This is a genomic window from Ferriphaselus sp. R-1 (genome assembly GCF_000746095.1).
Lineage (GTDB): Bacteria > Pseudomonadota > Gammaproteobacteria > Burkholderiales > Gallionellaceae > Ferriphaselus.
Genome location: NZ_JQKP01000016.1, coordinates 18,467 through 37,674 on the forward strand (window position 1 = coordinate 18,467; position 19,208 = coordinate 37,674).

Annotated in this window: 17 protein-coding genes; 9 read left to right on the plus strand and 8 right to left on the minus strand. The window is 59.3% G+C overall.

Annotated elements, in window-relative coordinates; translation table 11 throughout:
- Positions 1-75: 75 nt before the first annotated feature.
- The 9 genes from DM08_RS09690 (at position 76) to DM08_RS09730 (ending at position 11,279) form a co-directional block, all read left to right on the plus strand.
- The gene (locus DM08_RS09690; protein ID WP_035384469.1) at positions 76-531 is read left to right on the plus strand and encodes a hypothetical protein; all 456 of its coding nucleotides are present in this window, start codon (positions 76-78) and stop codon (positions 529-531) included.
- A gap of 116 nt (positions 532-647) precedes the next feature.
- The gene (locus tag DM08_RS13070; protein WP_035384470.1) at positions 648-1,313 is read left to right on the plus strand and encodes a recombinase family protein; all 666 of its coding nucleotides are present in this window, start codon (positions 648-650) and stop codon (positions 1,311-1,313) included.
- Between the two features lie 96 nt (positions 1,314-1,409).
- Complete coding sequence (locus DM08_RS09700; protein WP_035384471.1) at positions 1,410-2,738, plus strand: TolC family protein; 1,329 nt, start codon at positions 1,410-1,412, stop codon at positions 2,736-2,738.
- Positions 2,739-2,747: 9 nt separating this feature from the next.
- Positions 2,748-4,262: an efflux RND transporter periplasmic adaptor subunit gene (locus DM08_RS09705; protein ID WP_035384472.1), complete on the plus strand. Its 1,515-nt coding sequence runs from the start codon at positions 2,748-2,750 to the stop codon at positions 4,260-4,262.
- Between the two features lie 9 nt (positions 4,263-4,271).
- A complete protein-coding gene (locus DM08_RS09710) occupies positions 4,272-4,613 on the plus strand; it encodes a P-II family nitrogen regulator (protein WP_035384473.1) in 342 nt (113 codons plus the stop codon).
- 15 nt (positions 4,614-4,628) lie between these two features.
- Positions 4,629-7,811, plus strand: coding sequence for an efflux RND transporter permease subunit (locus DM08_RS09715; protein WP_035384474.1), 3,183 nt, complete (start codon positions 4,629-4,631; stop codon positions 7,809-7,811).
- 76 nt (positions 7,812-7,887) lie between these two features.
- Complete coding sequence (locus DM08_RS09720; protein ID WP_013292903.1) at positions 7,888-8,205, plus strand: zinc ribbon domain-containing protein; 318 nt, start codon at positions 7,888-7,890, stop codon at positions 8,203-8,205.
- Between the two features lie 211 nt (positions 8,206-8,416).
- Positions 8,417-8,857, plus strand: a complete 441-nt coding sequence (locus DM08_RS09725; protein WP_013292904.1) for an MgtC/SapB family protein — start codon at positions 8,417-8,419, stop codon at positions 8,855-8,857.
- A gap of 67 nt (positions 8,858-8,924) precedes the next feature.
- Entirely contained in the window at positions 8,925-11,279 is a 2,355-nt protein-coding gene (locus DM08_RS09730; RefSeq protein WP_035384476.1) for a heavy metal translocating P-type ATPase, read from the plus strand.
- 980 nt (positions 11,280-12,259) lie between these two features.
- Here DM08_RS09730 and DM08_RS09735 read toward each other — a convergent pair.
- Genes DM08_RS09735 through DM08_RS09770 form a run of 8 tightly spaced genes read right to left on the minus strand, consistent with a single transcriptional unit; the run spans position 12,260 to position 19,207 of the window.
- Entirely contained in the window at positions 12,260-12,787 is a 528-nt protein-coding gene (locus DM08_RS09735; RefSeq protein WP_051938086.1) for a hypothetical protein, read from the minus strand.
- Positions 12,788-12,797: 10 nt separating this feature from the next.
- Positions 12,798-13,247, minus strand: a complete 450-nt coding sequence (locus DM08_RS09740) for a M15 family metallopeptidase (protein WP_051938088.1) — start codon at positions 13,245-13,247, stop codon at positions 12,798-12,800.
- Positions 13,244-13,549 carry a hypothetical protein gene (locus tag DM08_RS09745; protein ID WP_035384477.1) on the minus strand — a complete coding sequence of 102 codons (306 nt, stop codon included), beginning with the start codon at positions 13,547-13,549 and terminating at the stop codon, positions 13,244-13,246. Before DM08_RS09745 ends, DM08_RS09740 begins: the two co-directional genes overlap by 4 nt.
- A complete protein-coding gene (locus DM08_RS09750) occupies positions 13,546-13,914 on the minus strand; it encodes a hypothetical protein (protein ID WP_035384478.1) in 369 nt (122 codons plus the stop codon). The genes DM08_RS09745 and DM08_RS09750 overlap by 4 nt, the downstream gene beginning before the upstream one ends.
- A 9-nt stretch (positions 13,915-13,923) precedes the next feature.
- On the minus strand, positions 13,924-14,865 hold the full coding sequence (locus DM08_RS09755; RefSeq protein WP_035384479.1) for a hypothetical protein: 942 nt from the start codon (positions 14,863-14,865) through the stop codon (positions 13,924-13,926).
- A gap of 14 nt (positions 14,866-14,879) precedes the next feature.
- On the minus strand, positions 14,880-17,912 hold the full coding sequence (locus DM08_RS09760; protein ID WP_051938090.1) for a phage tail protein: 3,033 nt from the start codon (positions 17,910-17,912) through the stop codon (positions 14,880-14,882).
- A 3-nt stretch (positions 17,913-17,915) separates the two neighbouring features.
- Entirely contained in the window at positions 17,916-18,350 is a 435-nt protein-coding gene (locus tag DM08_RS09765) for a C40 family peptidase (RefSeq protein WP_035384480.1), read from the minus strand.
- A gap of 2 nt (positions 18,351-18,352) precedes the next feature.
- Complete coding sequence (locus DM08_RS09770; RefSeq protein WP_035384481.1) at positions 18,353-19,207, minus strand: DUF2163 domain-containing protein; 855 nt, start codon at positions 19,205-19,207, stop codon at positions 18,353-18,355.
- Between the last annotated feature and the right edge of the window lies 1 nt (position 19,208).

Below are 19,208 nucleotides of genomic sequence, written 5' to 3' on the forward strand. Positions count from 1 at the left end.
TCAATTGTGCTGACATCAATGGCTTGATGTCCCGTTCCACATGCCCAATACACGTTTTTGTGTATGGAGCATGTCATGGAGTACAAGCAGTGCATCGCGTGTGGTCGGTCTTTCAAGCCACGCCCCCAAATTCCGCAGCAATCATACTGTTCATCGCCGGATTGTCAGCGCGAGCGACGACGACAGTGGCAACGTCACAAGCTTCAGTCTGATCCTGACTACCAAGACAATCAAGCGCGGGCGCAGCAGGCATGGAGTCAGCGCAATTCGGACTATTGGCGCGAATACCGCGCGTCTCACCCAAAGTATGTCGAACGCAATCGCGCCTTGCAACAGGAGCGCAATGCCAAGGCCACGGTTGCCCCAATTGCAAAGATGGACGCGTCAATTCCAGTGATTCCGTTGCCATCGGGGATTTATCACCTCCGTTTGGTCACGGAAGACGGAATTGCAAAGATGGACGTATGGACTGTAGAGATTACGGTGCATTCCAGTGAGCGCAAGCCAGACGTCGATATTGCAAAGAGATGACGTGTTCGGAAAGCAAGACGGAGACGAATACCATATTGCCCATGCGCGCTCTCTGCACATCCTGCATGGAACTCAATTTGCCGCCTTCCTGCTTGCCTTGATGGCAGCAACGACGAGTGATCGAGAGCCAATTTTGCAAACCAACCGGGGCGATCGATACTATGCAACAAGGCGAACCAAGTGATGACGGGGTAGAGGCACCTATCCTGACGCGGGCGGTGGAATATGTTCGGATGTCGACCGAGCACCAGCAGTATTCTACTGAAAATCAGGCTGACAAAATTCGTGAGTATGCTGCCCGGCGCGGCATCGAGATTGTCCGTACCTATGCCGATGCCGGTAAAAGCGGCCTGCGCATGGAAGGGCGCGTGTCACTCCAACAGGGTTGTCGATTGTCATTGACAGGAGGAGTTCGAAGTAGTTACTATCAAACCATGCGCCTTCTCTTGGTATTCATGTTATGTGTACTTCCGCTCCAAGCTTCTTGGGCTGCGGCGGCTGGCTATTGTGGGCACGAGCAGGGGAAAGCCGCACAGCACTTCGGTCATCACGATGACGAATATAGGGATTTTTTTGAGAAGAACCACTCAGATAAGCAGTCCGGAAAGCTAGACCTTGGGCATGATCACTGTCATATGTCTAGTTTCTTGGCTCTTCCGAGCGTGCTTGTTGCTCACACCCCTGTTCTATCCTCGCAGTCTTCGTTGCATTGCGACGAACGGATTCATTCTTCTCTCGTTCTGGCTAGAGTAGAACGTCCCAAGTGGCACATTCTCGCCTGACACGGCGGGACGGATGCCACTATTCAAACTAGTACAGGCTTTTTAGCTTGTGTTGTTCGTTTCGCCGGATTCATCCTTTTATTTTTGGAGAATTCGATGCGAAGACGTCTATTGCCGCTTGGGTTGGCGGCGCTGTTTTTCAACCCATCTTTTGCACAAACGACCGATGCCATGCGCGGTGGCGCTATTGGGACAAGCAATGTCAGCGCGCCGCGTGCGACCGAACCGACTGGCCCACTCACCCTAAAGGTGGCGCTGAAACTAGCGCTTGGTGCCAACGCGGAGCTGTCGGCCGCCGGGCACGAATTGGAGGCAATCGAAGCAACGATCATCCAGGCGCAAGTACGGCCGAACCCGGAGTTTGCAACTTCCATTGAGGATACGCGCAGAGCGACGCGGATCACGAGACTACAGCTGAACCAGCCGATCGAGCTTGGCGGTAAACGTGCTGCCAGGATTGATGCCGCCGAGCGAGGACGCGAAGCTGCGTCGGCGGAACTGGACATCAAGCGCGCCGAGATACATGCAATCGTGGTGGCAGCCTTTTATGACGTACTCGTTGCGCAGGAGCGTTTGCGGCTTGCGCAGGCGTCGGTCGAACTCGCGCAACGTGCAACCAGTGCCGCATCGCGTCGGGTCGCCGCTGGCAAGGTATCTCCGGTCGAAGAAACCAGAGCGCGTGTGGCCGAAGCCGGTGTCCGGGTTGAATGGACGCTGGCTGGCAGTGAGCTGGCGACTGCACGCAAACGTCTCGCCGGTACTTGGGGTAACGCGATACCCCGTTTCGAGCTTGTCGAGAGTGATCTTGAGGCTCTGCCGCCACTACCCGCGCTGGCCGATCTGAACAGCCGTCTTGCCACCTCGCCCAAGCTGTTACGAGCCAAGATCGAGGTTGATCGCCGTCAAGCACTGGAGGAGGTGGAACGCAGCCGACGCATTCCGAACGTGACCGTGAGTCTGGGTGCGATGCGCAACGAGCAGGTGGGTCTCGACCAGGCGATTGTCGGTCTTTCGATCCCAATCCCGATGTTCGATCGTAATCAGGGCAATCTGTTGGAAGCACTGCGTCGTACAGACAAGTCGCGGGATGAACTCTCCGTCACCGAGATCCGCCTATCCAATGAACTGGCGCAAGCGCATGAACGCCTGAATACAGCACGCCAGGAGGTGGGGTCGCTACAGCGGGACATTCTGCCGGGTGCGCAAAGCGCCTATGACGCTGCAACCAAGGGCTTCGAACTGGGCAAGTTCAGTTTTCTTGAAGTGCTGGACGCCCAGCGCACCTTATTCCAGGCCAAATCCCAATACCTGCGCGCGCTGGCTGAGGCGCATCGGTCCGCTGCCGAGATCGAACGCATTCTCGGTGAAGCATCGCCCAAATCAACGCCAGGTTCAACCCTGGCACCAATCACCACCAAGCCGTAGGAGCCCAACATGAAATTCAATCTGAACAAGAAGCAAACTCTTTCCATTGCCGGCGTCCTGGCGGCCGGCGTTGTGCTCGCCTGGTTGATTCTCGGCACGAACAAGCCACAGCCGGAGGGCGAGGGAGAAACGCATGGCAGCCCTGCGGAAACGGCCAGCCATGACAACGCGGCGGCCGCACCGCAGAAAGGCCCGCACGGTGGAAAGCTGTTCACGCAGGATGGTTACGGGACGGAAGTAGCCATCTTCGAACAAGGCGTGGAACCGGAGTTTCGCATTTACACCTACCAGGACGGCAAGCCTCTCGACCCTGCGGCAAGCCAGGTCAGCATCGCGCTCGACCGCCTCGGTCGTCCGCCGCAGGCATTCACGTTCGTTAAGGAAAAGGACTACCTCAAGGGCGACGCGGCGGTTGAAGAGCCGCATTCCTTCAAGGTGACGATCGCCGCGCAGTACGGCAACAAGCCTTATCGTTTCGCCTACGAGCAGGTCGAGGCGCGCGTGAGCATGACCGATCAGCAGCTTAAGCAAAACAACGTCGAGGTGCTGACTGCCGGGCCGGCGCGCATCAAGAGCGCCTTGCAACTGATCGGCGAAATCCGCTTCAACGAGGATCGCCTGGTGCACGTCGTGCCGCGCTTGACGGGCGTTGTCGAATCGACGGCCGCCAACGCCGGCGACCGGGTGCGCAAGGGCCAGGTGCTCGCGGTGATCTCCAGCCAGGCGCTGGCCGACCAGCGCAGCGAACTGCTGGCCGCGCAAAAGCGCCTGGCGCTGGCGCGCACCACCTTCGAGCGCGAGAAGAAGCTATGGGAAGACAAGATCTCCGCCGAACAGGATTACCTGCAAGCGCGCAACGCCATGCAGGAAGTGGAAATCGCCGTCCAGAACGCGCAACAAAAACTTACCTCGCTCGGCGGCGGGCAGCAGGCGGGCGGCAACCTCACGCGCTACGAAATTCGCGCTCCCATCGACGGCATAATCGTCGAGAAGCACCTCTCGTTGGGTGAATCCGTGAAGGAGGATGCGAACATCTTCTTCATCGCCGATTTGTCCACGGTGTGGGCGGAGGCGACCATCTACGCCAAGGACTTGAACACCGTAAAAGTGGGACAGAAGGCCACCGTCAAGGCGGCCGCGTTCGAGTCCCAAAGCAGCGGCACCGTGTCCTATGTCGGTGCGCTGGTGGGCGAGCAGACCCGAACCGCAAAAGCGCGCATCGTGCTGCCCAACCCGAAGGGCATCTGGCGCCCCGGTCTGCCGGTCAACATCGAGCTGGTGGCCGGCGAAGTCGAAGTGCCGGTGGCGGTCTCTGCGGAGGCGATCCAGACCGTGCGCGACTGGACCGTCGTGTTCGGCCGCTACGGCGCCAACTTCGAAGCGCGGCCCGTGGAACTGGGGCGCAGCGATGGCAAATTCACCGAAGTCATCAAGGGGTTGAGCGCGGGCGAACGCTACGCCGCAAAGAACAGCTTCCTCATCAAGGCCGACTTGGGCAAATCCGGCGCCAGCCACGACCACTAGGAGACCACCATGAAACAGATTATCGCCATTGTGCAGCCGCACCGTCTGGAAAGCATCGAACAAGCCCTGCATAGTCTGGAGCATCTGCCCGGATTCACGATTTTTCCGGCGCGCGGTCACCCGCGCGGACGAGGCCCGCACCATGTCTTCGCCGCCACCGAGTGGAACCCGGACGCCCACGACCGGCTGCTCCTGATGATGTTCTGCCCGGACGAGCTGGCCCCCAAGGTGGTGGAAGCCATTCGCGCCGCCGCCCATAAGGGCCATGCTGGCGACGGGTTGATTGCGGTTTCCGAACTTGCAGACGTGCTGCGCATCCGCTCCGGCGAACGCGGCGACGCTGCCCTCTAGAAAAAAGGTCACACCATGTTCGAAAAAATAATACGTTTTTCCATCGATCAGCGCTGGCTGGTGCTGCTGATAACACTCGGCATGGCAGCGCTGGGCGTTTTCAGCTACCAGCAGCTGCCGATCGATGCCGTGCCCGACATCACCAACGTGCAGGTGCAGATCAACACGGCTGCGCCCGGTTATTCGCCGCTCGAATCCGAGCAGCGCATTACCTTCCCCATCGAAACCGTCATGGCCGGCCTGCCCGGACTGCAACAGACCCGGTCGCTGTCGCGCTACGGCCTGTCGCAGGTGACGGTGATCTTCAAGGACGGCACCGACATCTACTTCGCGCGCCAGCTCGTCAACGAGCGCATCCAGCAGGCCAAGGGCAAACTGCCGGCGGGCGTCGAGCCCGGCATGGGGCCTATCTCCACCGGCCTGGGGGAGATTTTCATGTGGACGGTCGAGGCCGGGGAAGGCGCGAAGAAGGCCGACGGCACGCCCTACACCCCCACCGACCTGCGCGAGATCCAGGACTGGATCATCAAGCCGCAATTGCGCAACGTGCCCGGCGTGACCGAGATCAACACCATCGGCGGCTACGCCAAGGAGTTCCAGGTCGCGCCCCTGCCCGACAAACTGGTGGCCCACGGCCTGACCTTGCAGGATATGGTTGCCGCGATCGAGCGCAACAATGCCAACGTCGGCGCCGGATACATCGAAAAGCGCGGCGAGCAGTATCTGATCCGCGCGCCGGGCCAGGTCGCCACTATCGAAGACATCGGCAACATCATCGTCGGCAGCCGGCAGGGCGTCCCGATCCGCATCCGGGACGTGGCCGAAGTCGGCATCGGCAAGGAATTGCGCACCGGCGCCGCGACCGAGAACGGCCGCGAAGTGGTGCTCGGCACGGTGTTCATGCTGATCGGCGAAAACAGCCGCACGGTCTCCCAGGCCGTCGCCAAGCGCCTGGAAGAGATTAACCGCACGTTGCCGCAAGGCGTGGTGGCCCAGACGGTCTATGACCGCACGATCCTGGTGGACAAGGCGATCAATACCGTCAAGAAGAATCTGGTCGAGGGCGCCCTGCTGGTGGTCGCGATCCTGTTCCTGTTTCTCGGCAATATCCGGGCGGCGATCATCACCGCCCTGGTCATTCCACTGGCGATGCTGTTCACATTCACCGGCATGGTCAGCAACAAGGTCAGCGCCAACCTGATGAGCCTGGGGGCGCTGGACTTCGGCATCATCATCGACGGCGCCGTAGTGATCGTGGAGAACTGCGTGCGGCGGTTGGCCCATGCGCAATCCAAAGCAGGCCGGGCCTTGACCCGCAACGAGCGCTTTCACGAAGTGTTCGCGGCCGCCAGGGAAGCGCGCCGGCCGCTGCTGTATGGCCAGCTCATCATCATGGTGGTGTACTTGCCGATCTTCGCGCTCACCGGCGTGGAGGGCAAGATGTTCCATCCGATGGCCTTCACCGTGGTGACCGCCTTGCTGGGCGCCATGATCCTGTCGGTTTCTTTCATCCCCGCCGCCGTGGCGCTGTTGATTGGCGACAAGGTCAGCGAAAAGGAAAGCCGATTGATGGAATGGGCCAAGCGCGGCTACGCGCCCATGCTCAACCGGGTCATGCTCAACAAGCCCATCGTTCTGACGATCGCGGCTGTCGCCGTCATACTCTCCGCGTTGCTGGCGACCCGCATGGGCAGCGAATTCGTGCCCAGCCTCAACGAAGGCGATATCGCGCTCCAAGCTTTACGCATTCCTGGCACCAGTCTGACGCAGGCTCTTGAGATGCAAACCGAGCTGGAGCGAACCATCAAGCAGTTTCCGGAGGTCGACCGGATTTTCGCCAAGCTAGGCACGGCGGAGATCGCGACCGACCCGATGCCGCCCAACGCCGCCGACAATTTCGTCATGCTGAAGCCGCAATCGGAATGGCCCGATCCGAAGCGCAGCAAGGCCGATCTGGTCAATGCCATGCAGGAAGCGGTGACCAAGGTGCCCGGCAACAATTACGAATTTACCCAGCCGATCCAGATGCGCTTCAACGAGCTGCTTTCCGGCGTGCGCAGCGACGTGGCGGTCAAGGTGTTCGGCGACGACATGGACACGATGAACCGCACCGCCGGGGAGATTGCGGAAGTGCTGGAGAAAGTGCCCGGTGCGACCGCCGTCAAGGTCGAACAAACCACCGGCTTACCGATGCTGACCATCCACATTGACCGGGAGAAGATCGCGCGCCTGGGCGTGAATGTCGGAGACGTGCAGGAAGCGATCGCAATAGCAGTGGGCGGCAGGGAAGCCGGGGTGTTGTTTCAAGGCGACCGACGCTTCAACATCATCGTCCGTTTGCCCGAGCGGCTGCGCAGCGACATGGAGGCGATGAAACAACTGCCCATCAATTTGCCCATGGACGAAGCGGGCGGCCAAACACGCCGCTCCTATCTGCAACTGGGCGACGTGGCGACCTTCGAAGTCGCGCCGGGCCCGAACCAGATCAGCCGCGAGAACGGCAAGCGGCGGGTGGTGGTGACGGCCAACGTGCGCGGACGGGATATCGGGTCTTTTGTCGCCGAGGCTGAACAGAAGATTCAGCAGGCGGTCAAGGTGCCAGCCGGCTACTGGACCACCTGGGGTGGTACCTTCGAGCAGTTACAGTCGGCGGCAAAGCGTCTGCAGATCGTGGTTCCGGTAGCGCTGTTGCTGGTGTTCATGCTGCTGTTCGCGATGTTCAACAACGTGAAGGACGGGCTGCTGGTGTTCACCGGCGTACCGTTTGCGCTGACCGGCGGTATCCTGGCGCTCTGGCTGCGCGATATCCCGCTTTCCATTTCGGCGGGGGTCGGCTTTATCGCGTTGTCGGGCGTAGCGGTACTCAACGGCTTGGTAATGATCGCCTTCATCCGTACCCTGCGCGAGGAAGGCAAGTCGCTGGATACGGCGATTCACGAAGGCGCGCTGACACGGCTGCGCCCGGTGCTGATGACCGCTCTCGTCGCATCGCTCGGCTTCATTCCGATGGCAATCGCCACCGGCACCGGCGCGGAGGTGCAGCGCCCGCTGGCCACCGTTGTCATCGGTGGCATCTTGTCATCAACCGCACTGACCCTGCTGGTTCTGCCGATCCTGTATCGGCTGGCACACCGTAAAGAAGAAGAGGAAGACGCTGGCGTTGACGCAAGCAGCAGGCTACAGGCAAATCAAGCCTGACCGGAACGCCCCCGGCCGACAGGCTAGGGATGTCTGGTCAAGCCAATTTTAAGATCGAACAGTAAAGGAGTAAATCATGGGATTCTTTGAACGGATGCTGGGTAATTTGATGGGCGGCAGATTCGGAGGCCACCACGGCGGCTATCAAGGCGGTCATCACGGCGGTTCCAAACATGGCGGCTACGGTGGTAATCCAGGCTATCCGCAGGGCACGGGCCCAGGCGGCGGCAATCCCGGCAATCCCTGCCCCAAGTGCGGCAGCGCCAATGCGAGCGATGCGCGCTTCTGCCAGAAATGCGGCACTTCCCTGTCGGCTGGTAAATGTTCCGGCTGTGGCGCGGAGCTGGCGGCGGGCACCAGGTTTTGCAGCCAGTGCGGCAAACCCCAGCAGTAACGCAGCACATACCCGCTGTAATCAATCGGTTCCAAGGCGTGGCAGTTGCCAGAAACACCGTGGTGTGACGATATGTGGCTGCCCGCCCGCTGCTTGCCGGTTTGGGCAAGGGCAGTGAGCCGCGTGCCTTGGCCACAAGTTTTTTGGCAGGGTATGGCGCAGCGCTGGCCCTTGTGGCCGTTGTATAGGCAAGAGGAGATGAACGAAAAAAATGGATATCGGAACTGAACTTCTTTATGCGTCGCGCATGATTCTCGCTGCGCTGATAGGGGGCCTGATCGGCTGGGAAAGGGAGCTCCATGCGAGCGATGCGGGCATTCGAACTTATATGGGGATCGCAATAGGGGCTTGCGCATTTAGTTTGGTCTCTGTCCACGTGGCCAATGATTCAACCCGTATCGCAGCGCAAGTCGTCACCGGCATAGGCTTTATCGGCGCGGGCGTCATTTTCCAGGGTAAGGGGGGCGTGGTGGGGCTAACGACCGCCGCAACGCTCTGGGCCACAGCGGCGGTGGGCATGGCCAGCGCTTTCGGGATGTACGTGTTGGCGATCGTCACGGGAGGGCTGATTTTTGCAACCCTCGCGCTTCACCACCTACCCGGCTGGAAGCGGCTTAGCGAAACAAATGCCAACCAAGACCATCCTGAGTAAGCGGATATCGTCAATTGGCAGGGGCAACTTTTGTCATCATTAAATCAACGATATAAGGAGCAGCATCATGCCCGAAAAACTCACGCTTGACCTGTCGCTGATCCTGCCGGATGTCCCCGACGAGCGCGACGCCTGCGCAGGGCGGCTGACTAGATTGCTGCAGGCCGAAGGCTTGGAAAAGGTGCACCTGGTCCGCGAAGACGGCGGCGCGCGCCTGTGCCTGCATTACGATCCGCAGCTGTTCAGCGTGAGCCGGGTGCGCGAACTGGCGCAGGCGGCCGGGGCCAAGCTCGGCAACCACTATCGTCACGAGAGCCTGCGTATCGACGGCATGGACTGCCCCACCTGCGCCACCGTGATCGAGCATGCCCTGCAACGCACGGACGGCGTGCTGGAAGCTTCGGTGAGCTACGCCGCCGAACGCCTGCGCCTGGAGTATGACAGCGAGAAAATCGGGCGCCCGGCGATCCTCCGGCGCATCCAGGCGCTGGGCTATGCCGTGCTGGAGGAGGGCCGCGAGGCCGGATGGTTCGCCGAGCATCGCGAGCTTATTTTCAGCGGCGTTGCCGGCTTGCTGTTGCTGGCTGGCTGGCTGGCGGGTCTCGCCGGCGCGCCGCGCAATCTATCGCTTGGCCTGTTGCTGGGCGCCTACGCGGCGGGCGGCTTCTATACCCTGCGCGACGCCTGGCAGAGTGTGAAGAGCCGCCGCTTCGACATCGACACCCTGATGATCGTCGCGGCGGCAGGGGCGGCGGCGCTTGGAGCGTGGGAAGAAGGCGCGCTGCTGCTGTTCCTGTTCAGCCTGGGGCATGCGCTGGAGCACATGGCCATGGATCGCGCGCGCAAGGCCATCGAAGCGCTGGCGGAACTGGCGCCCAAGACCGCCGTCGTGCAACGCGACGGCGTGGAGATCGAGGTGCGGGTGGAAGATTTGCAGCGCGGCGACCGCGTGATCGTCAAGCCCGGCCAGCGCATTCCCGCCGACGGCCAGGTGGCGTCGGGCAATTCGGCGGTGGGCCAGTCGCCGGTCACCGGAGAATCCATGCCGGTGGACAAGCAGCCGGGCGACAAGGTGTTCGCCGCCACGGTCAACGGCGAGGGCGCGCTGGTGATCGAGGTGACCAAGCTGGCGCGGGAGAGCACCATGGCGCGCATGGTGGAGATGGTGGCCGAGGCGCAGACACAGAAATCCCCCACACAGAGATTCACCGACCGCTTCGAGTGCATTTTCGTACCCATCGTGCTGGCAGGCGCCGCGCTGCTCATCGCGCTGCCGCCGCTGTTTGGTTTCCCCTTTGCCGAATCCTTTTACCGCGCGCTGGCGGTGCTGGTGGCGGCCTCCCCCTGCGCGCTGGCCATCGCCACCCCGTCGGCGGTGCTGTCCGGCATCGCCCGCGCCGCGCGCGGCGGCGTGCTGATCAAGGGCGGCGCGCACCTGGAAAATCTCGGTGTGCTGACGGCCATCGCCTTCGACAAGACCGGCACCTTGACCATAGGCAAGCCCAGGGTGACCGATGTCGTCGCCATCAGCGGAAACGAGGAAAGCCTGCTGACCATTGCCGCCGCCGTGGAAAGCCGCAGCGCCCATCCCCTGGCGCAGGCGGTTGTGGCGGAGGCGAAGGGGCGCGGTTTAATCTGGAGTGAAGCCGGGGAAGTCGAAGCCGTTACCGGAAAAGGATTGCGCGCCGAATTTGATGGGCAAAAAGTAGCCATCGGTAACGCCAAGTTATTTGACGGCAAGCCTATCCCAGACGGGATTCAGCAGCAGGCGATGCGCCTGGAGGCAGAAGGCAAAACCACCATGCTGATCCAGGCGGACGGGCAGTTCCTGGGTATCCTGGCCTTGGCTGATACCCCGCGCGAAGGTGTTAGGCAGGTACTCGAACGACTGCACCAACTCGGCATTACCAAGACCATCATGCTCACCGGCGACAACGAACGTGTGGGCCGCGCCATCGCCGACGCAGTTGGCCTGAACGAAGTGAAAGCGGGCCTGTTGCCGGAAGACAAGGTCAAAGCCATGGGGGCACTCGCACAGCGCTACGGCCTGGTGGCCATGGTTGGCGACGGCGTCAACGATGCCCCGGCCATGGCGCACGCCACAGTCGGCATCGCCATGGGCGGCGCGGGTACCGATGTGGCACTGGAAACTGCCGATGTGGCGTTGATGGCGGACGATCTATCCAAACTGCCGTTTGCTGTGGCTTTGAGTCGCGCATCAAGACGTGTAATCCGCCAGAACCTGTGGATATCGCTGGGCGTAGTGGTACTGCTGATTCCCGCTACATTATTTGGCTGGGCCGGCATCGGCCTGGCGGTGTTGCTCCACGAAGGCTCGACCTTCGTCGTGGTCATTAACGCACTGAGGTTGCTGAACTTTCGCTCTCCTATTGTTGAAAATGACCGTCCGGTACTCGTATGATGAAACGTGAGACTTCAAGTACTTTTGTAATGGAATGGACGCCCACTTTCTAAAACGGCATCGAAGTGCCAAAGTGGTGGTTGCTTAAGACCACACCAATAGAAAGGGGCACCGGCAGCCGTTGTTGCCGGAATGTAATCAGGGCGATTGAGTAAAATTAATTTTAACGAGTTGAAGGAGCAATACCACCGATTGCACAGGCAATTATGACGTGATGGCAAGACAGGTTAGACCGTGACCAAATAACTCCGGCGTTTACACCGATCCTCAAAGATCGCTTTTGTGATGGGAGCACTGGTCAGCGGATTCCATCAGGGATAGAAGCATTGCGCTTCACACAAAATCCGGATGTATGGCTGCAATCTTTACCTTCTTAAAATCATCGATTGAAAGCTTGGCAAAAAGTGGGCGTCCATGTATGCAAACAGGCATCTACTAAGCGCTGCTCGCTGCCGTGCTATTTGGTTCGGGTACGCCGTTTGCCAAATTATTGCTCGCACATACCAGCTATAAGAACAATATGGCCGCTTTCGTATTCTTGGCGGCACCTTGACCAGAATGAATACGGAATGAGGACAGTACTCGTCCTTGATACAGGGTTTTGATATATCTCATCCTCATCCGCACCGCGAGTCTGTCCAGTTTTGTAAATTTTACGATCGAAAGGCTGCGGTAGTTTTGGAATGCGCGAGGAATGAGAAGGCATAGCAGTACGAGAATTGTCTTTAAATTTTTGATTGTCTCAATAGCCGTTTTTTTAAGCTAGCCCTCTGTGTCGTGACAACCCTCTGTGTCGTGGATAGCGCAGATGAGTTAGCTAGAAAAGTACCGCACCGAATCAGGCGGAGAAGCAGCTTCTCGAAGCGAAAAGCAACAACGCAGTTCTTGCGCGACAGGGAGCTAGAAGATTGATTCGCCGCCTTAATGTCGATGCCTACACTCGATCAATCACATAACCATGAAGTTCCAATGGCTGTCTGCTACCCATCAGCCAACTTATCAATCACCATATCTTTCCGCGCACTCCCGGCACTGGAACCAAAGTAGTAGCCGAGCACTAGACCGAGCGCCATATCCAGCGTACCCATGGAGCGCAGTACTATCTCGCGCATTTCGGTCGGCACGATGTGTGACATGATGTACCACTGCACAGCCAAGTAGCCGATTACGACGACGGCACCGAGGATGCGTGGAGTCCAGCTGTCGCCAGTTTTGATCTCCCGGTCGCGGGCATTCGCTCGATCCTCGGCGGCGATTTTTTCCAGATCAACACCAATGCTCGCCATGTCTTTTTGAAATTGTTGATCCGCCTGTTTGATTGCCAGCAGATCGGAAGGTGTCGCTTTTGCAATTGCCTCTGACACCTGCTGTTCGGTCGCATCCTGCATGCCGAACGCCTGACCGATTGCCCGTATCGCGACACCGGCCAACCCGAGCTCGGGTGCCAGTGCTGTTGCCAGACTCGGTGCGATCGTGGTCACCGCTTTTTTCCAATCAAAATCTCCCATGCTCATCTCCTCATGCCATCATCGTTTTACCAGCTTTGAAATCCGCCAGCGTTAGTCCAGCGGTGTACTGGAAATGCGCCAACTCCCGGAACGTGGTCCAGCGACCAGCCCATTCCAGCCCACAGGCCTCACCAATTTCACCTAATCTGCGCCACGCCTCACCGTCTGTGCCGGTCGTACCCCACACCGGTTTTCCACAGCGCAGTGGCAACACATCGAACGCACAGCCCCAGTTGTGCCAGCTGTCGCCAGCCTTGGCCTTGGTCACGACCTTGCCGGGTGAGGTGCGCCCCCGTGCGTAGATCGCATCCTGTGCCTCGAAATCACGGTAGGTGCTCGTGGCAATTACCGTGATGCCGTTGCTCAGCAAGTATGGATCGGCGGCGCATGCAGCGAAGAAGGCTTGCGCACGTTTGCGTGCAGCGGGAGAAAGATCGTTCAAATCACGACTATCGATCATTTGTGTCTCGCCTCCAGTGTGGTGACGCGCCGATCCATGTCGTGCAGCATCTGATTGACCAGCGCCGTATCGCGCATCGCATCGTTGCGGGTGTAGCGCTCGTCGCGCATTTCCTTGACCTGACTGGACAGACTGTCCAGCTTGGTGGACACACCGGACAGCCACCAGATACCGGCAGCGGTCTGGGTCATAATCACTACGATCAGTGCCAGTGGGATTTCTTTGCCGACATGCCAGTGTTCGCGTCCCACTTTCTGCCGATGGTGCGGCTTGATATATCCGTCATCGATTTCGTGACTCATGACTTATCTCCTTTGGGGTATTTCTGTTTGATGGACAGGCAGGCGTTGAGGTAAGCCGCCTCTTGTTCACGACCGGCCTGTTGCACTTCCGGATCGCTCGATGCTTTTTTGACCTGCGCATCGATGTAATCGGTGAGCGCCGGATATTCGGCAGCACGCTGACCAAGGTAGGCCGTTGCCCTGATGGCTGCCTGTTCGGCTGCGATGGCAGTTTCCAGTTCTGTCAAAGACGGTTCGGGCAAGTCTGGTGAGAGCCAAATGAGTTCAGGCATCCCACCTTCGGCGACGATGCGCACATAGAAATCCTTGTTGGGTACAGCAGTCGGATGGATGCGCAGCACGGCACTGTGATCGAGATTTTTCATGGGAATCCTTTAGGCGATGCGAACGACTTTGAGTTGTGATGCACCGGGGCCGTAGGTTGCACCCCATGCCTGCAGGGTGGCCGTAGCACCCCACGGGATCACGGCCAGATCGACAATGGTTCCGGCAGCGATGTACGCGATGTAATCCACGACCGGCGAGCTGTACCAGCCTGCCGTGGTTGTGGCCGCACCGCCGTACCACGCCACAGCACGATTGAGCATGATGGCGACCGCCATATGCAGCGCGGGGCTAACGGTAAAAGTCGCCTGTCCGGTGATCCGGTACCAACCGGTTTGCGAAATGACCGCACCACCGGTCGTTACATCCTGCACCATGCCGCCGTTCACACCCTGTACCGACGGGATCGGAAACACGACGGTGTTCCAGACGTTGGCCGTCAGTGCCTGCGCTGTCGTGCGCAGCAGGGAGAGAATGGGACGCTGTGGTGCAGTCCCCTGCGTATCCGAGATGAACTCGCAGTTCACCCCGTTGCAATACAACATCGAGATTTCGCCCTGACCGATGGACTGTCCTGTACCGGCTGCGGTTTTGATCGTCACCGTAAAGGCACCGGTGGTTAGATTTTCCACAGCGAACACCGGCATGTTGTTTGGCACCACGATGACCAGGTTTGAGGTCAGCGCGCCGTTGAATTCGAAGCTGGAGGCCAGTGCTTCAAATTCGGTCAGCGTGTAGGTGCCGCCCGCCAGCGTCTTGGTGACGTTGTAGCCCAGACCACTCAGGGGCTGGACCGGAATCCAGACGGTATTGGCCACATCACGGACCTTCAGCACACCGGTAGTGGTATCTGCCCAGACCTGATACGGCAAGGGTGTACCGGGTGGTGTCGGACCAGAAAACTGTGTGCGCAGTGTATCCAGCGCATTGTTCATGGCGGCGAGCACCTGCGCGCCGGTGCCATCGGCCACGACGAGTGAGTTTTGAGACATGGGTAATCCTTGTGTTAGTAGCCCTTGGCGAGCCAGTTGATGTTGCGTGCCACGCCGACACCGGCATTGGTGATTTGCACCGTGAAGCTGGTCGTGGTTGGTTGCGCCGGAAAGGCGATGACATCACCTGCCTGCGGGTTGAGGATGGTGATCTGCACGTTGGGTACGATCTGGAACGGTGTGGCAAACATGATCGCCTTGCCTGCTGCCGGTACGGCCAATGCCGTGCCGGTATCCACCCGATCCGGCATGTCCACCGTGAAGCTCATGCCAGACAGAATCGTCGACACCGAGGGATCGTTGCTGTCGAGCTTCACCCTGAAACGGAATCGGCGCGCGACATACTGTCCCGGCACGAACGGTCGCCAGCCTTGCCAGACGAGGTTGTTCTGGGCGGTATCGATCTCGATAGCCAGACTCGATTTACCCGAGAAATTGCCTGCCACACTGGCCTGTGCAGAGAACACCGGGATTGCCGCCACCGAACCAAACGGCGTATCGGATGCTGCCTGCACACTGACCGACACGTTGCAGGCTTGTGCGGTACCGATGTCGATTTCGTGTGAAACCGGGATCTGGTAGTAGCCACCGGTGGCGATGCCGCCGTAATACTCCACGGTGTTGGCCGCAGAGATCAGCGGAATGCCAGAGAATAGGGCTGAACCACCAAGCTTCACGGCATTTTCTACCGGATCGCGGAAAGCGGGGGTGGTGCAACTACCACGCCATCCCGTTACTGCTTCGTCCACGCTGGCCACGATGTTTGCGGGCAACACGCCGCCACCGATGGCGATAGATTGCGCTGTAGCCGAATAGGCCGTGACGCCACTGGCATTACTGAAATGTGCTGCCACCCAATAGGTGCCGGATTGCGCCACAACAAACTCATGCAACGGCGTGCGACCCTGCACGATCGCGGTTTGCCAGTTGACGCCCAGCCGCACCTCATAATCGACACTGCGGAAATCTGTCACCGGCTGCCATGACAGCAAGGTCTGACCGTTCCGGTAGGCATTCGACAGCCCAGCAACATTCGGCAGCGGTGACTTCAATGCGATGCCGGTTACGTTGTAGGTGACCGGCTGCACCATGTCGAGCGACTGTCTCGCACTCCCGAACTGGTTGAAGGACAGCAGTTTGATATAGAGCGGCAACCCAATCATGTCGGCGGTGAACGGGTAGCCGAAGATCGCCTGATCCAGTCGTGCGAACAGTCCACCCTTGTTGTGCGCTCCGATGGTCGTGCCATAGGCTCCGCGTCGCAGATAGGTACCAAGCGTGTATTTGCCGGTACCGGTCAGGGTAGCTCTCTGGTACGCGATCAGTTCGCCATCGACGTAGCACAGCGTATTCAGTGCATCGGCATCCGCCTGTGTGCCGCCGGTCAGTTGTCCACCGGATACCGATATATCTACCGCCAGCGCGTTGGTTCGGTCAGGATCATTGCCAGCTGCAAGAACCGCCGTCAGTACACCGTGACGCGCCGCACCATGAATTTCGCCGACCTTCTGATAGGTGGCGTTGTCGCGTGACACCCACACTTCGCAGCCGCCCCAACTGGCACCACCCGAGGCGGCAATCCAGACCTCGAGTCCTGTGCCAGCGGTGAGCAGATCCGGCGCTTCAAAGATCACCGGTGCATTAACATTGCCCGGATCGACGTTGTAGTTGGCGGCAAACCCGCTGCCTGCCTGTTGCGCGTATCGGGCGGCGGCAGCCACACCGATCGGCAACTCTTCGGCACTCACGGTCAGCAAGCCGAACTCGTCTTCCTCAATGCTCACGATGCGCACCGGTTCACGGTTCAGTCCCAAGGCGCTATCGGTGAGCGTAACTACATCCATCGGTTCCAGCAGCGCGTATTTCCACGGCAGGCGGAATTCGTAATGGTTGCGGATGTACAGGCCGCGCTGCAGGATCAGTTGCGCGACATGCCGCGCAATGCTGGTATTGCAGATTTCCGATAGTTTCTCGGGTGAGGCCGGACGCAAGCCGTAGGCTTCGATATTAGCCTGATCAAGCGCTTCGGCGAGTTCCGGGTTGTAAAAGTTGCCCCGGTTTGCAAACTCGACCTTGATCGAATTGGGTGTATCCGATTGCGCCTTACGCACCACGGTCACAGGATCGCTGCCGGTATCCGCAATAAATGCATCATCGTCCAGGTCGTAAATCGGGGCGATGGCAGGTGTGTAGGTCACGCCATTGCCGGTCACCACCTCGTCGCCATAGGGAACGAACTTGAGCAGCCCGTCCGAGTAGACCACGGTGGAATTGCAGCACTTGAGCCACTGCAATATCCATTCGGCAGCCGATTTTTGTGCATCGACTACGGCACTGATGAAGATGCCGTTGGCCACACAGTAATTGGAGAACTGCGCCGTATCGCCGACCTGCACCGATGGAAACAGCGCACCGTGCTTGGCGTTGGTCAGAAAGTCATAAATGAGATCACGGGGATTTGCATCGACGATGGCAGCGGAGTATTGCGCCATGCCCTGCATCTCGAAGGAATAGTTGGGCAATTGCGCATTGGTGCCCAGATCCACACGGGTTGCGGCAATGTAGGCCAGCCCCGGATAGTTCAAGGCCTGTGCCGGATAGCGCGAGGACAGATACGCCCAAGGTGATTGTCCCGGCACGCCGTTGAACTTGGCCTGACCACCACCTGCGAGCAACCCTTTGAAGTTGTTGGTCGTGGGCGAACCCTGTATGCCATTGACCTGTTTTTTTCCTTCCCAGATGCTGACGATGCCGCCGACGGCACCTTCACACAAGCCGATGGCAACCGATGCGCTGTACTGATAGCCAGTCACTTGCGGGCTTCCTCCACCGCCACCACCGCCGCCCTTGCCACCGGAGGCGGCCTGCGAGGTCTGTGCAGTAGCCACGAAATCACCGTACCAGAGGATGTTGCCGGTGATGCGATGCCGACCATAGACGATCTGCTTGGGCAGCCCGAAGGTCGAGCTTTGCATGCGCACGCCCGACAGACGTTGCGGGGCTGGCGCACTGGGAGCACTGCCGCCACCGCCAAACAAACCGCCCATTTTTTATCCCTGAAAAAAACTATAAAACTTGATGGATCGCCGCATCAGGTCGATGTCCTGATCGAGTTGCCCGAGGCAGACGCATCCGGCCACCCGATAGGCGTGGATGAATTGCGGCCACGCCACGACGATGGCCCCGTGCGAGAACGATCGACCGAAACGCCAGATCGCTACATCCCCCGGTAGAGGTGATTCCACTTCCACCAGATAGCGCTCGACCCATGCCAGAAAGCGTTCTTCCTCACGGTGCAGCATCCAGTCCGGTGGATAGTCACCGGTATCGAATGCCTTGATCAATCCTGCATCTGCGTAAACACCGATCAGGAGTTGCGCGCAATCCACACCGGCACCTTTGACCCGTGCCTTGTGGTGGTAGGGCGTGTTGAGCCAGCTGCGCGCAGCTTCCACCAGCGCAGTTCGTTGTTGAGCTTCGGTCATAATCAGTACGCGGTTTCAGGGATAGGAATAAACGGTTCGCCCCGAAATTTCGGCGCGTTGGCAAATTTGTTGGTGCAGGTTGAAAGCTGTTTGTCGCAGCCGGGGTAAGCCGTGAAGGAGTCACCCAGTTGCGGCACATTCGGCCACGGCAGGTTGAAGGCAAAGGCTCCACCCGCAAAAACACGCACGGTGCGGGAGATTCCGCTGTTCGCGCCACTAGTGAAAGTCACCGTGCCCAGATCGAACCAGCTTGCCGCTTGCGCCAAGGCAGATGGAAACCATGTCGCCGTCGAGGTGCCGCTGACCGTGCCTGCCACGGCGAGTGCAGCCTTGGACAAACCACACATGCCATCGAACAGGGTATTGCCGCATCCGGCCTGATACTGGTTGCGCGGCATTTTGACATTGAGCAGTTCGAGCCAGCTTTTGACTTTGAGGCGCGCTTCCGTCCTGCCGGTCTGCACTTCCGCGACTCGCCCGGAAAATAGCTGCAAGCCTTCTGCTACCGTGCTGCCGATAATCATGTAGGCGCGATCGAGGCGTATGGTCGCGCCATCCAGAATGCCGCCCTTGACCTGACGCAGGAAAGGCACGCCGTTCACCGTATCGGTCGGATTCGCATAAAGCGTCAGGTCCAGCGTGTCGACTTCCAGTCCTGCAATCCAGCGTATCCGGCTGCGCTTGAATTTGATGCCGCTACTTATATAGAGTGTGCCGCCCAGCATCAGGTCCAGATCGAAGTCGGTATAGCGCAACACCTGACCACCCAGCAGCGTCAGCGTGTAGCAATCGGCCATGACCAGTACATTGCCCGTGCCATTGAGCATGGCGAGCAGATTGACAGAGGCAGTCTTCATA

Coding starts and splice junctions, on each gene's coding strand:
- DM08_RS09725 (WP_013292904.1), top strand. CDS start 8,417: ATGGATATCGGAACTGAACTTCTTTATGCGTCGCGCATGATTCTCGCT.
- DM08_RS09735 (WP_051938086.1), bottom strand. CDS start 12,787: ATGGGAGATTTTGATTGGAAAAAAGCGGTGACCACGATCGCACCGAGT.
- DM08_RS09710 (WP_035384473.1), top strand. CDS start 4,272: ATGAAACAGATTATCGCCATTGTGCAGCCGCACCGTCTGGAAAGCATC.
- DM08_RS09740 (WP_051938088.1), bottom strand. CDS start 13,247: ATGATCGATAGTCGTGATTTGAACGATCTTTCTCCCGCTGCACGCAAA.
- DM08_RS09705 (WP_035384472.1), top strand. CDS start 2,748: ATGAAATTCAATCTGAACAAGAAGCAAACTCTTTCCATTGCCGGCGTC.
- DM08_RS09765 (WP_035384480.1), bottom strand. CDS start 18,350: ATGACCGAAGCTCAACAACGAACTGCGCTGGTGGAAGCTGCGCGCAGC.
- DM08_RS09700 (WP_035384471.1), top strand. CDS start 1,410: ATGCGAAGACGTCTATTGCCGCTTGGGTTGGCGGCGCTGTTTTTCAAC.
- DM08_RS09745 (WP_035384477.1), bottom strand. CDS start 13,549: ATGAGTCACGAAATCGATGACGGATATATCAAGCCGCACCATCGGCAG.
- DM08_RS09720 (WP_013292903.1), top strand. CDS start 7,888: ATGGGATTCTTTGAACGGATGCTGGGTAATTTGATGGGCGGCAGATTC.
- DM08_RS09690 (WP_035384469.1), top strand. CDS start 76: ATGGAGTACAAGCAGTGCATCGCGTGTGGTCGGTCTTTCAAGCCACGC.
- DM08_RS09755 (WP_035384479.1), bottom strand. CDS start 14,865: ATGTCTCAAAACTCACTCGTCGTGGCCGATGGCACCGGCGCGCAGGTG.
- DM08_RS09770 (WP_035384481.1), bottom strand. CDS start 19,207: ATGAAGACTGCCTCTGTCAATCTGCTCGCCATGCTCAATGGCACGGGC.
- DM08_RS09760 (WP_051938090.1), bottom strand. CDS start 17,912: ATGGGCGGTTTGTTTGGCGGTGGCGGCAGTGCTCCCAGTGCGCCAGCC.
- DM08_RS09730 (WP_035384476.1), top strand. CDS start 8,925: ATGCCCGAAAAACTCACGCTTGACCTGTCGCTGATCCTGCCGGATGTC.
- DM08_RS09750 (WP_035384478.1), bottom strand. CDS start 13,914: ATGAAAAATCTCGATCACAGTGCCGTGCTGCGCATCCATCCGACTGCT.
- DM08_RS09715 (WP_035384474.1), top strand. CDS start 4,629: ATGTTCGAAAAAATAATACGTTTTTCCATCGATCAGCGCTGGCTGGTG.